This is a genomic window from Candidatus Aegiribacteria sp. (assembly GCA_021108005.1).
Classification (GTDB): domain Bacteria; phylum Fermentibacterota; class Fermentibacteria; order Fermentibacterales; family JCC-6; genus Aegiribacteria.
In genome coordinates this window covers 36,449-49,559 of the sequence record JAIORS010000104.1, presented here as the reverse complement: position 1 = coordinate 49,559, position 13,111 = coordinate 36,449, and the positions used below count along the sequence as shown (strand labels likewise).

Genomic DNA, 13,111 nt, shown 5'->3' with positions numbered 1-13,111 from the left:
TCGTAGTCCTCGTCAATGATTCCTGATCAGGTGCTTTCATTTATTCAGTATCCTGTTATTATTCATAAACCAGCATTCATCGCTGAAGAAGAATGTTTGTGATGGATACCGATAAAAACAACGGAAGGTTTTCAAGTGTTATCGATGGCCCGAAACGATTCGCAGCTGGAGTTTCCCTGGATGGGAGAACTCGACTCGGTTACAGGAATACCTCCGAGAAAGGCTCTGGATAGCAGTTTACCACTGCTGCTTCGTATCGTGGGTGAGGACAACCTTCCATTGTCGGCAATAATGATAGATATAGACCATTTTAAAATATTCAATGACAGGTGGGGACACGATACCGGAGACAAAATTCTAAGGCATGTCAGCAGTATCATTCGAAGGTGCGTAAAACATCGTGGAGAAGCTTACAGATACGGAGGAGAGGAGATCACTGTTCTCCTTCCGAACGTACTTTTGGACGAAGCTTTCAAGACTGCAGAACGAATTCGACAGAGCATTTACAACTCCCCTCTGAAAAGGCAAGCCGGTGTGGACGATGAAACATTATCTGTTCCCCTTTCTGTGAGCATTTCGCTGGGCGTTAGTACTTTTCCCTCAGTGGCAGGAAGCGAGCTGCTTGTAGCTGCCGACCAAGCCCTGTACGATGCCAAGAAGGGGGGCAGGAACAGGGTAAACGTCTTTAATTCGGTAAAAAAAAGTGAGAGTACACCGGTTATTCTCGATGTCCGGTTTCCGGCTGCTTCCTCCATCAGCGAGGGCAGTTATGTAATTCTTGCTCGCTGGTTCAGGCACAGAGGCGAGCTTACAGAAATCGAAGCCCGGGAGATATCAGATCCGGGCAGGAGTCTTCGGGAGTTTGCCGAGGGTCCGGTGCCTCCGGGAGGAGCTGTTACAGCTGAAATAAGAGGCCGAGTTACCAGTGTAGAGCGGCGCGGTGATTCTACATTTTTCAGTTTTGAGGTTGAAGCTGAAGTTCTTGACCTTATGTATCATCATTTGAAAGATCACGGTTCATGAAATCTATTGTCTGCGGCGGTGTTTGGACCGGCCCTGGGGACAGGATATTGCCCGCATCGAAAATATCCATTTCAGGTGACAGAATCACCGGAATATCCAATGCTTCAGATGTGAATTCCCGGTTGTTCGCTATTCCGGGTTTTGTAGATGCCCATTGCCATTTCCTCTGGAGCGGACTTGAACGGCTGTTTGTTGATCTCAGAGGAACTGTTTCCGCAATGGATCTCGTTGATTCTGTTAACTCCGAGATCGATTCAAGAAGAACGGGGCGTATCCTCAGAGGATACGGATTTGATGAAAGCACGTGGAATGACCCTGCCCTTCCCACACTGAAGGAACTCGACAGGGCAACTGGAAGCCGACCGGTTTTTATCAGAAGAGTTTGCGGACATGAAGCCCTTGTAAACTCAGCCATGCTGGAAATGCTTCCCCTGAAATCCCCCGGGGTTAACTATTCAACAGGCGTCATCAGGGAGGGGATAATTCTTGATTTTGAAAGCGTGTTTCCGATTGAAGCGGACATTCTTGGACAGGCATGCTCATTGGCTGTGGAACAGGCCTATTCTAAAGGAGTCATCGCGGTATATACTTTTGAATCTCGTGTCACCGCGGAAATACTGTTGAAAAACAGGCCTACCATTAGAATATCCCTCTGTCTTTTCGGAAAAGACGCAGATTTTCTAAATGAATTCCCAAAGGAATATGAAGATGCACCCCCCCAGATTAGTGGTTTAAAATTCTTTCTTGACGGATCATTGGGAGCATCTACAGCAGCTGTTTCGGGAAACTATACAGACGGAACGATTGCCTTACCTCTATTGTCGGATGAACAGGTTATGCGAAGTCTTAAGCTTGCGGACAGCCTTGACCTCATGCCCGTTTACCATGCTATAGGGGGCAGGGCACTGGCACAGATAGACCGAGTAGGCCAGAAATTTCTTGAGAAACGCTCTGGAGGAGATACTATAAAAATACGGATAGAGCATGCTGAAGAATTAACTGCCGATTGGCCCGGCCGGTGGAATCCTTCCGTTCACTCTTTCGTTATGCAACCTAATTTTGTAAGCAGGTGGCAGATTCCCGGAGGATTGTACGAAAGGAAAATCGGAAAGGAAAGAGCCATGGCCATGAATCCTTTCAGTCTGGTGAAGGATGCTGGTTTTCAAATGGGTTTCGGCAGTGACGGTATGCCATTTGGACCTCTTAAAGGGCTAGATGGCGCAACAGACCATCCGTTAGAGAAATTCAGAATTGATACAGCCTCCGCACTTAATGCATATACACTTGAAGCTGCATCCATTTGCGGTTTTCAGGATATTGCCGAACATCTCTCACCTGGCAGGAAGGCAGACATGACGGTACTGTCAGCAGATCCTTTTCATACGCCCTGGAGTGAGATCGAAGTTGCAGTGACCATCTGCGACGGTAAAGTTGTGCACGGCCATGAAGCACTTCTGGAGGAAATCTCATGATAACAGTTGACTGGTCGGATCATGTATCGGTTGGACGATTCATTGTGCGAAACGCACTTGCTGAAGACAGAGTAAAGGATGACGTTACAACTTCATCCCTTGGAATACCAGATGACGATGAAAGTACCTGTGCTGTTTCAGCCAGAGAGGAGTGCATCGCAGCCGGATGGTTTCTGGTGGAGCAGGTTTTTCAAGAACTTTCCATTTCATCGGGATGGAGTGTTCCGAAGATTCATCAGCAAATTCCTGATGGTTCAAGAGTATTTCAGGGGGATACGATAGGCCGTTTATACGGTTCCGCTGATTTGCTTCTAAGAGGAGAGAGGGTGGCTCTTAACCTCCTCTGCCGCCTCTCAGGTATTGCGACACTCACGGCGGAATATGTTGAAGCCGTTAAGGGAACAGGAGTTGAAATCCTGGATACGAGAAAGACCACTCCCTGTCTTCGAACCCTCGAAAAATACGCTGTAAGGGTCGGCGGAGGCGTGAATCACCGTTTCAACCTTGCAGAACTCGCCATGGTAAAGGACAATCATATAGCGGTTGCCGGAGGAGCCGGAGAACTGCACAGCGTAATCCTTAGGATAAGGGAGAAGGGTATCCCAATTGAAATAGAGGTGGATTCCATAGATCAACTTGGAGAAGTGCTTGATGAAAAACCCGACAGAATCCTGCTCGATAACATGGAACCCGCGACATTGGCAGAGGCTGTAAGAATGGCTTCCGGGAGCGGTATCTATCTTGAAGCTTCCGGGGGAATCACTTTGGAGAATATCAGGGAGGTTGCCTGCAGCGGAGTTGACGGAATATCCTCGGGCGCCCTTACGCATTCGGCTGCATCGGCGGATATCGGATTTGACTGGGGGAAGAAATGAGAAGACTTGTACTCGATATAGGTAATACAAGAACCTCTGTGGGAGTATTCGATAATGGAAGGCTTAGTGTTCAATGGAGAATTACCACCAGACATTGGACTGCTGATGATCTGTGGGTTATCCTAAGGTCACTTCTGAAAACAGACAATTGTGATATACCGGAAGGGCTTGCTTATGCCTGTGTAGTTCCCCAGGTACGTCATGCTCTTCTTAATCTTTCCAGAAGGTATATAAATGTAAATCCGGTAGAAGTAACGGTTGAAACGGCTGGAATTATAATTGATTATAAATTTCCCCATGAGTTGGGAGCAGACCGACTGGCAAATGCGGTAGGAGCTCTCAAATTAGGTTCATTTCCAGCTATTGTTGTTGATTTTGGAACGGCAACAACCTTTGATGTTATCAACAGTAAAGGAGCTTACGCTGGCGGCGCCATAACTCCAGGAGTAGGAACCGCTGCAGGAGAACTATTCAAGAAGGCAGAGAAGCTCAACCCTGTGGATCTTGAGTTTCCGGTTTCACCCATTGGAAGGAGTACTGCGGAAGCTGTATGCTCCGGGGTTCTCCTCGGGGCTGTTGGGGCGGCTGATTACATTATTGACGAGCTTTTAAAGGATATAAAGGGTAATCCCGAGATATGGGCAACGGGAGGCTGGGCACCGGGTATCGCAGGGAAGTGCAGAAACCGTATGAAGGTTTGTCCCGAACTTACACTTGTGGGAATAGACTGTATTGGAGAAGGGTATTTAAATGAATGATAATCGAATACTACTTGGAATCACCGGCAGTGCGGCAGCCTTCAAGGGAGTAATACTCGCATCACTCTTTAGAAAGGAAGGGTACGAAGTAGACGGTATTCTAACACAGGCCGCGCTACAGTTCATTTCTGAGACTCAATTGACCTGCGTAACGGGAAGATCTGTTTACAGTTTGCTTTTTACGGAGCAACCCGGAGATCCAGTTCCACATATCACACTGACCGACAGCATTGATCTTCTAGTTATTGTGCCAGCCACTGCTGATTTCATTGGAAAAGCCGCTAATGGACTGGCGAACGATCTTCTCTCTTCCGCGTTTCTGGCCTGTGATGCTCCAGTTGTCATGGCGCCTTCAATGAACAGCAGGATGTGGAACAGCAAAGCTGTCGCTGCCAACATTGAGATACTGGAAAGTCGCGGTGTTCTGTTCGCAGGACCCGTCAGCGGACCACTTGCATGTGGCACTGAAGGTAAAGGCAGATTGATGGAGCCCACAGGTATTCTCGAAGTATGTCTGGATATTCTTACAGGGGCAGACTGATATGATTCCTCTTCCGACCATGCAATGGATGGATGGTTTTCTGCGCCTGCTGGATCAGAGAGAGCTTCCCGCCGAGGAAATTTACATTGACTGCAAGAATATAGATACGCTGGCGGAAGCAATAAGGACCCTTGCTGTCAGAGGAGCACCAGCAATTGGAATTGCAGCGGCATTTGGTGCTGTAATTGCCGCAAAAACCTGCGACCCAGGTGAAGGAAACGATGCCGCCTTCCATTCGAAGCTGGATATACTCGAAAGAACAAGACCTACGGCGGTTAATCTGTTTCATTGTCTTGACATTCAGCGCGATGTGTTCCAGAGGAATCCGGAAAGGGAAAACGCTGTTCGAGCTCTCCTGGAATCCGCCTTCGGTTTGATGCGGGATGATCTTGAAGCAAGCAAACGGATGGGACATTTCGGCGCTGATCTGCTGAAAAGATGTTCAACGGTTTTAACGCACTGCAATGCTGGCGGACTGGCAACAGCAGGTCTTGGAACAGCTCTGGCTGTGATATACGAAGCATGGGACCGCGGTCTTCTCAAAAAGGTGTATGCCGATGAGACCCGCCCCCTCCTGCAGGGGGCGAGATTGACATCATGGGAGCTTTCAAGGGCAGGTATTCCGGTTGATGTCCTTCCGGATTCCGCAGCGGCTTCGCTTCTTGAAAAAGGTGAGATAAACGCGGTTATCGTTGGCAGCGACAGAATTGCCGGCAATGGAGATGCCGCTAACAAGATTGGCACATATCCACTTGCGCTGGCGGCAAGAGAACATGGAGTTCCTTTTTATATTGTTGCGCCCCTCTCCACTTTTGATATCTCGACTGAATGCGGAGGAGATATAGAAATAGAACAGAGGGGAAGAAACGAACTGTCAGCCTTTGGAGGGAGACAGCTTCTTCCGGAGTGTGTGGGAGTATGGAATCCGGCATTTGATGTTACCCCGGCGTCGCTTATTACTGCCATAATCTGTGAGAAAGGAGTGCTGTTTTCTCCGGATACGGAAAAAGTACTATCAGCAGCAGGGAAATCCCTGTAAATGAGCTCAATTACTGTTTGCTTATTTTCTGCTGAAGAGTTGACATTTTCTCAGTTGCAGCGTACTGTTAACGTGATAATTTCTGGAGGTTGGAGTTTGGACCAACTTCAGTTATTTTACAACGTATTAGATTTTTTGCTCAGGCAGTACGTTCTACGAGTGCAAGGCTGTACATATTCTAAGGAGGCATTTTGGGCTGCATAATTGGTATTGACCTGGGAACAACCAACTCTTGCATGTCAATATCTGAAGGTGGAAACGCTATTGTAATACAGACCGGCGAAGGACCCAGAGTCATGCCTTCTGTTGTCGCATTCACACCTGCAGGAGACAGGCTTGTTGGTATTGTTGCAAAAAGACAAGCGATAACTAATCCTAAAGACACAATAACAAGCATTAAAAGACTTATGGGAAGAAAGTACGAAGAGCTTGAAAAGGAAACTTTCAATGTATCTTACGACATTATTCCCAATGACAACGGCGACGCTGTTGTCAGGACCGGAGACGGCAGGACTTTTTCTCCCCAGGAAATATCCTCGATGATTCTGCAGAAGATGAAATACCGTGCAGAGGAGTACCTGGGAGAGGAAGTAACCGATGTCGTTGTGACCGTACCCGCTCATTTCAATGAAATACAGAGAAAGGCAACAAAAGCTGCATGCACAATTGCCGGTTTGAACGTTAAGCGCGTACTTAATGAGCCTACCGCCGCGGCGCTAGCATTTACCGATGCCGTTGAACGAAGAAAGATCGCCGTATTCGATTTTGGAGGAGGCACTTTCGATATTAGTGTTCTCCAGGTAGTGAACGGAATTTTCGAAGTTAAAGCCACTACTGGAAACACACAACTGGGCGGAGACGATTTTGACGCACGCCTGGTAGAATGGATAATGAGCGAGTTCAAACGGGAGAAGGGCATCGACCTGAAGGAAGATCCTGTTGCTCCCCAGAGGGTTCGTGAAGCGGCAGAAAGAGCCAAATGTGAGCTTTCAACAGCCCTGGAAACTTCGATTAACCTTCCTTTTATCGCCTCGAGCGATGAAGGGCCTGTACATCTTGAGATGTCAATCACCAGAGGCCTGTTCGAAGGACTTATCAGGGATATGGTTGAAAGTACAAGACCATTATGCCTGCAGGTTCTGAAGGATGCCGGCCTTACACACGAAGATCTCGAGACAGTCGTTCTTGTCGGAGGGTCAACCAGGATACCGATGGTCAGGCGACTTGTTGAAGAAGCTTTTCAGCAGGAACCTGTTCACAGCGTAAATCCCGATGAAGTGGTAGCTATGGGTGCTGCAATAGCTGGATCCGTAGTGTCTGGCCAGAGGAAGGATCTTGTGCTTCTCGATGTAACCTCGCTCACCATGGGTGTTGAGACCCTTGGTGGCGTTATGGCACCGATAATAGCCAAGAACAGCCCATTACCTATAAAACGAAGCAAGATGTTCACTACAGCGGTTGATAATCAGCAAATAGTAGGTATTCATGTACTTCAGGGCGAGAGCGACCTTGCCGAGAATAATAGAAGCCTTGCAAGATTTGAACTTGTCGGTATCAGCCCCGCGCCAAGAGGTGTTCCCAGGGTAGAAGTATCATTCTCAATCGATGCCAATGGAATTCTGTTCGTTAACGCCAAGGATGCCGTTACCGGCAAGCATCAGGAGATGAAGATCAACCCCAGTGGTGGCCTTTCAGATGATGATATCGGGAAACTCATACGTGAAGCCAAGAAAAGCAAAGAAGCCGACCGTGACAGGATGAAGCTGATTGAGAGCCGGAATGTTGCCGATCAGTTAATATACGAAGCGACAAAGCTGATTAAGACCGGCGGTGACAGGCTTGACAGGGAATCCAAGGGAGATCTTGAATTAGCCCTGAACGAATTGAGAACTGCCCGCGACGAGACCAATATTGCCTCTATTGAAAAGTCCGAGAAGAATCTGTCTATAGTAATGCACACAGTACGAAATATAATGAATATGACTGAAACTCTTGATGAGAAAGACAATTCTGCTGACATGAACAAGCTTGATCAGGAAGACGCTATAGACTGACGGATTTATCTCAGAAGCTCTGCTTTCTTAATGTCGTTTTTCCATAAAACAATTCCTTACTATATTTCTGCTTCGGAAATTGAACGATGAAAATTAAATCAGTATGGACCATCTGCATCAATCCAGCAGTGAGCAGATGAAGAACTGATTGTTTACTCTTTTACGGATGTGGTACGATGGGCAGTAATCCATACGAAGTTCTTGGTGTTGAAAAGCAAGCTGATCACGCGACAGTCAAAAGCGCATACAGAAAACTAGCTCTGAAATATCATCCTGACAGAAATCCCGGAGACAAGGCTGCGGAAAATCGATTCAAGGAGATAACCCAGGCTTACGAAATTCTCAGCGATCCCGGTAAAAGGGATAGATTTGACAGAACGGGTTCGGCGGATGGAATGCCAGATATGTCCGATTTCTTTGGTGGATTCGGAATGGATGACGCCTTAAGGTCTTTCCAGGATATTTTCGGATTCGGCCGCCCAAGAGAAACCTCCAGAGGTGGAGATGCTGTCATTGATATTAAGCTGGACCTGAACGAAGTAGTCATGGGCAGCTCCCGTGAGTTTAAATTGGAAAGAAATGAACATTGCAGTATCTGCAATGGAACGGGAGCAGATCCCTCTGAAGGATTAAAGCGGTGCGAAAGGTGCGGAGGGCAGGGAAGGATAAGAACAGTCAGAAGAACTCTCCTGGGAGCAATGCAGTCGGTTTCGGTCTGTCCATCCTGCAATGGCAGAGGCGAGATCCCCGTGAGAGTATGTCCCAGGTGCATGGGATCAAGGCTTGAATCCAGGGAAAGAACGATTTCAGTAGATATTCCAGCGGGGATTACCGAGGGGCATTTCATAAGGCTCAGGGGGCAGGGACATTTTCCCGGAGATGAGGGTCATCCCGGAGACGCTATTCTGAGAATAAGGAATATCGATTACGGTGAATTCAAGCGTGAGGATTACGATTTGATTTACAGAACCAGGATATCTTTCCCCGATGCGGCTCTGGGTACTGAGATTACCATTCCTGCCATAGAGGAAGAAACAATGAATATTTCAATTCCCCCCGGAGTACAGCCTGGTGAAAGGCTCGTGCTGAAAAGAAAAGGGATAAAGAAATTGAAGGGATTCGGAAGGGGCGATATTGTCGTGGTTGCCGATGTACACGTCCCGAAAAAGCTTTCAAGAAAGGAGAAAAAGATACTGAAGGAGCTTGGTGAATCAGACCATTTCATACCCTCATCATAGTTGCTGCAGGCTTTTCTACCATGACCAATTCCCTTATGCGTCTGGAATTCCAGAAGGTTCTCGAAAACATCGCTGTAAGAACCGTAAGCGGGGCAGGAAAAGCAGAGGTTCTGTCACTCAAACCTGGCTGGCTGAGGGAAACAGCCGATGAGCTCCAGCGGGAAACGGAAGCTGCTGCCGAACTGCTTGCTAACGGTATCAGTATTCCAGCAGGTGGTAACGACGATCTTCATGAAATCTGTGATCTTCTCGATAACGGCGTAATTGTACTTGAACCGATACAGCTGAGAACAGTTGGTTCAATACTCTCAGACCTTGATCGATTTATTCAGTCTGTCGATTCCTCAAGGGATGAAGCAGTTGATTGTTCAGCGCTTGAGAAGTACCTCGAGCGGATTCCACGGCTGCGTAAGCTGTCCGACAGGCTGATTTTAATAACCACGCCGGATGGAGATATTTCTCCAGACGCGTCGAAGGAATTCCACAGGCTCGTGAAACAGGTGGACAGACTCAAGAGGAGGCTCTCGAAGCGGATCGAGCAAATTTCATCATCTCTTTCCAGCAGGAACATCCTCAGAGATTTGCCACCTACGTTAAGGGATAATCGGTACGTTTTGCCAGTCATCGCTTCAAAAAAGAATGATGTTCGAGGAATCGTTCATGACCGGTCCGAAAGTGGCGAGACAATCTTCATTGAACCGTCTGCGCTTGTAGAAGACGGTAATGCCCTCAGGGAAGCATCGTTGGATCTTGATTACGAGAAGCGGAGGATTCTGAAGGAGGCGTCGCTTGAGATAAGGGAACACCTTGACTACCTGAAACAGTGTTTTGACGCTTCGGCATCACTGGACGCAATTTTCGCAAGGGCTTCCTTCCACAAAGAATACGGAACGGTTTTTCCTTCACGGGGATGTCTTTCACTGATAAATCTGAGACATCCTCTGATACCCGAAAAAGAAATTGTCAGGAACAGTGTTGTACTCCCTGAGGACTGGAGAGTATTGATCGTGAGCGGACCCAATGCGGGGGGGAAAAGTGTACTGCTCAAAGCAGTGGGACTGGCTATAGTTACGTCACAGTCAGGAATAGGTTCCTGCGCTGATGCGGAGTCCACTTTGCCGTTCTTCGATAGGATTCATGTTTCCATCGGAGACCAGCAGTCGATAGCCCGGCATCAGAGCACCTATTCAGCGCGTCTGGTCGAACAGCTTGAGATGCTCAATGCACCCGGCAGCAATTCACTTGCCCTTATCGATGAACCTGCAGCAGGCACGGATCCCCTTACGGGCACTGCCCTGGCTGCCTCGGTTCTTGAGCATCTTGCTGGATCCGGCTGCAGACTTATTGTAACTACCCATCAGGGACAGTTAAAGAGTTTTGCCCGGGGAAGGGTCGGGTTCTACAATGGATGTATGAATTTTCAAAGCGATTCGCTGCAGCCGGATTACTCCTTTATCGCGGGAATACCGGGATCGTCTTTTACCCTTGAGATAGCAAAAAGGATGGGTTTTCCCGATGCTGTTCTCACGAAAGCCCAGGAACTATCCGGTGATTCCTTCAAACTGGACAGAATGCTGGAGGAGGTTACTTCCGCAAGAAAAGAGGTTCACCTCCTTCTTGCGGATCTCGAACGGGAACGTGAAGAAAACAGAGAATCGCTGGAGAGAAAGGAAGCTGAGCTGAAAAGCGCCAGAAACGATTTACTGGCTCAAAGGAGAAGGATCGAAAAGGACTATCAGGAAATAGAGCACAGCGTTAATTCCAGGGCTGATTCTCTTCTGGCCAGACTGGCGAAAACCGAATCTGCTGAAGAACGAAGGGAACTCAGGGCGCAGGTCAGGGAGGTTTCGAGAATACCACATGATCACAGGAAAGTATCCACCATTGACAATAATCCCGCTGATGGGGATATAGAACCTGGTGACTGGGTCAGTGTAAAGGGATGGAGCGGATGCGGAAAGGTTGAGGAAACAGGGAAAGGCCAGGCTTCGGTGATTCTTGGTAACCTGAGGCTTCGAAAACCCCTTTGCGACCTTAGGAAAGTACCTGCCCCGGATGAGAAACCCTCATCCGCAGGATGGAGCGTTCCGGTAGATGCTGAAACCGAACTGGATCTGAGAGGCATGTCCGCCGATGAAGCTCTTACCGAGCTTGATAGAGTTCTTGACGATGGAATCGTTACAGGTATTCCCTTCATTAATATCATACATGGCAAGGGTAAGGGCATATTAATGAAAGCGGTTGTTGATATGGTCCGCAGTGACGGAAGGGTAGCAGCCTTCAGACAGGGAAGACCTTCAGAGGGAGGAACCGGAGTAACAATCGTATCCCTTCATCCACCGGTGAAGAAATCCTGATGAGCCAAAGTGGCGGTTACTTCTCTAACGAGTCCGTCGAGCGTGTAAGAGCATCAACAGATATTGTCTCTGTAATCGGAAGATATGTTAACCTCAAAAGATCCGGAAGAAGCATAAAGGGGTTATGTCCTTTTCATAAGGAAAAGACCCCGTCATTTTTTGTTACCCCTGAAAGGCAGATGTACCATTGTTTCGGGTGCGGCGCGGGAGGAGACGTATTTTCATTCCTTATGAATTACCTGAGCTTTTCATTTACTGAAGCTGTGGAAGAACTGGCATCGGAAGCCGGTATCAAGCTTGAAAGAACCGGCAGGGATACAACCAGAACCGATATATTCAGAGAGATAATTGTCCGGGCACAGAGTTTCTACAGGAAGCAGTTCAGGGGGAAGGAAGCAACAGCTGCAAGGGATTATCTGGAGGAGCGGAAACTCTCTCAGAAGACCATCGAAAAGTTGGGTATCGGCTGGGCACCCCATGGAAACACTCTGTCTGCCTATCTGCGCAGAGAAGGATATTCGGAGAGCCAGCTTATCGAATCAGGGATAGTATTGAGATCCACCAGAGACAGCGGGGTTTACGACAGATTCAGAGACAGAATACTGTTCCCGATCTCCGATAGAAGAGGCAGGGTTATCAGTTTCGGCGGCAGATTGATTGAAGAATCCTCAACCGGGGCTCCAAAATACCTTAACGGCGCAGATTCACCAATCTACAGGAAAGGTGATTACCTCTACGGTTATAGAGACGCCGCAATAGCATCCAGAGAACTGGATATGGTCATACTGGTCGAGGGCTATTTCGATCATGCCCGTTTAGTAGATGCTGGATTTGAATGCGTCGTGGCCACATGCGGAACTGCTATAACGCCACCCCAGGCACGTCAAATCGGAGCTCTTGCCTCTTCCATATTCGTTTGTTACGACGGTGACAGTGCCGGACAGAGGGCATCCGTTAGAGCCTCTGAAATTATTATGGAGCAGGGATATCTCCCGAGGATAATTGCTATTCCCCGGGGCCAGGATCCCGATGATTACATACTTGAGCGGGGGGGGGAATCCGTACTTGAACTGACCGGCAGGGCAAATGATCCCATAAGGTACGCCCTCGAACTTCTCGGCGGCTGGTCTTCGGTTACAGATTCAGGGAAAAAGGTAAGAGTTGTAAAAAGACTCGTAGAGATCGCTTCCAGCTCCACAGAACCTGTTATCAGGGAGACAATGCTAAAAGTTATTTCTGAGGAAACCGGCTACTCAATGAAGACACTTGAACTTGAAATCAATGAAGAGGACAGTAAAATCAGAAAACCTTCCGAAAGAAAATTGAAAGAAACAGAACTGAACAAGCGGGACAGCAGAATACTTGGTTTTCTCCTTCTTTCCCCCGAGGGATTATCGAACCAGCTGGTTGATTTCATTGTGGAAGATGATTTTCAGAGTAAATCGGGATCCAGAATATTCAGTGAAATAAAAAGACAGGTCGATTCCGGAATGAAGCGCTTTCAGTTTTCACATCTTGAGGATAATGACAGTTCCGTATGCGCCGGGCTGTTGACGGTTTATCCGGAACAGACTGAACCCGAGGACATTGAAAGGCTGATGAAAGCCGTGAAAAAGGACAGGCTTAAGAGTGAGCGCAAACAGCTAAAATTACAAATGGATTCAGCTGACAACGATGATGATATCCAGGAACTGCGGCGAAGGATTCGAGAAATAGAAGAAATAGAAAAGAAATACTACAAGTAAGGGAGTTCC

General features: G+C 47.9%; 10 protein-coding genes. All 10 read left to right on the top strand.

Going from position 1 to position 13,111, the window contains the following annotated elements; translation table 11 throughout:
- Positions 1-135 precede the first annotated feature (135 nt).
- The 10 genes from K8S15_06160 to dnaG all read left to right on the top strand — a co-directional run bounded on the left by K8S15_06160 (position 136) and on the right by dnaG (position 13,102).
- The gene (locus K8S15_06160; GenBank protein MCD4775622.1) at positions 136-1,023 is read left to right on the top strand and encodes a GGDEF domain-containing protein; all 888 of its coding nucleotides are present in this window, start codon (positions 136-138) and stop codon (positions 1,021-1,023) included.
- Entirely contained in the window at positions 1,020-2,495 is a 1,476-nt protein-coding gene (locus K8S15_06155; protein ID MCD4775621.1) for an amidohydrolase family protein, read from the top strand. Before K8S15_06160 ends, K8S15_06155 begins: the two co-directional genes overlap by 4 nt.
- Positions 2,492-3,370, top strand: coding sequence for a carboxylating nicotinate-nucleotide diphosphorylase (gene nadC, locus K8S15_06150; protein ID MCD4775620.1), 879 nt, complete (start codon positions 2,492-2,494; stop codon positions 3,368-3,370). The genes K8S15_06155 and nadC overlap by 4 nt, the downstream gene beginning before the upstream one ends.
- Positions 3,367-4,128, top strand: a complete 762-nt coding sequence (locus K8S15_06145) for a type III pantothenate kinase (protein ID MCD4775619.1) — start codon at positions 3,367-3,369, stop codon at positions 4,126-4,128. The genes nadC and K8S15_06145 overlap by 4 nt, the downstream gene beginning before the upstream one ends.
- On the top strand, positions 4,121-4,669 hold the full coding sequence (locus K8S15_06140; GenBank protein MCD4775618.1) for a hypothetical protein: 549 nt from the start codon (positions 4,121-4,123) through the stop codon (positions 4,667-4,669). The genes K8S15_06145 and K8S15_06140 overlap by 8 nt, the downstream gene beginning before the upstream one ends.
- A gap of 1 nt (position 4,670) precedes the next feature.
- On the top strand, positions 4,671-5,708 hold the full coding sequence (gene mtnA, locus K8S15_06135) for an S-methyl-5-thioribose-1-phosphate isomerase (GenBank protein MCD4775617.1): 1,038 nt from the start codon (positions 4,671-4,673) through the stop codon (positions 5,706-5,708).
- A gap of 236 nt (positions 5,709-5,944) precedes the next feature.
- The gene (dnaK, locus tag K8S15_06130) at positions 5,945-7,762 is read left to right on the top strand and encodes a molecular chaperone DnaK (GenBank protein ID MCD4775616.1); all 1,818 of its coding nucleotides are present in this window, start codon (positions 5,945-5,947) and stop codon (positions 7,760-7,762) included.
- Positions 7,763-7,938: 176 nt separating this feature from the next.
- On the top strand, positions 7,939-9,000 hold the full coding sequence (locus K8S15_06125) for a J domain-containing protein (GenBank protein ID MCD4775615.1): 1,062 nt from the start codon (positions 7,939-7,941) through the stop codon (positions 8,998-9,000).
- Between the two features lie 20 nt (positions 9,001-9,020).
- On the top strand, positions 9,021-11,357 hold the full coding sequence (locus K8S15_06120; protein MCD4775614.1) for a Smr/MutS family protein: 2,337 nt from the start codon (positions 9,021-9,023) through the stop codon (positions 11,355-11,357).
- Positions 11,357-13,102, top strand: a complete 1,746-nt coding sequence (gene dnaG, locus K8S15_06115; GenBank protein MCD4775613.1) for a DNA primase — start codon at positions 11,357-11,359, stop codon at positions 13,100-13,102. Before K8S15_06120 ends, dnaG begins: the two co-directional genes overlap by 1 nt.
- The last annotated feature ends 9 nt before the right edge of the window (positions 13,103-13,111 follow it).

Bases quoted from the DNA above. Each gene is read 5' to 3' on its own strand.
- K8S15_06155 (MCD4775621.1), top strand. From the start codon at position 1,020: ATGAAATCTATTGTCTGCGGCGGTGTTTGGACCGGCCCTGGGGACAGG.
- K8S15_06120 (MCD4775614.1), top strand. From the start codon at position 9,021: ATGACCAATTCCCTTATGCGTCTGGAATTCCAGAAGGTTCTCGAAAAC.
- K8S15_06140 (MCD4775618.1), top strand. From the start codon at position 4,121: ATGAATGATAATCGAATACTACTTGGAATCACCGGCAGTGCGGCAGCC.
- dnaK (MCD4775616.1), top strand. From the start codon at position 5,945: ATGTCAATATCTGAAGGTGGAAACGCTATTGTAATACAGACCGGCGAA.
- dnaG (MCD4775613.1), top strand. From the start codon at position 11,357: ATGAGCCAAAGTGGCGGTTACTTCTCTAACGAGTCCGTCGAGCGTGTA.
- K8S15_06145 (MCD4775619.1), top strand. From the start codon at position 3,367: ATGAGAAGACTTGTACTCGATATAGGTAATACAAGAACCTCTGTGGGA.
- K8S15_06125 (MCD4775615.1), top strand. From the start codon at position 7,939: ATGGGCAGTAATCCATACGAAGTTCTTGGTGTTGAAAAGCAAGCTGAT.
- mtnA (MCD4775617.1), top strand. From the start codon at position 4,671: ATGATTCCTCTTCCGACCATGCAATGGATGGATGGTTTTCTGCGCCTG.
- nadC (MCD4775620.1), top strand. From the start codon at position 2,492: ATGATAACAGTTGACTGGTCGGATCATGTATCGGTTGGACGATTCATT.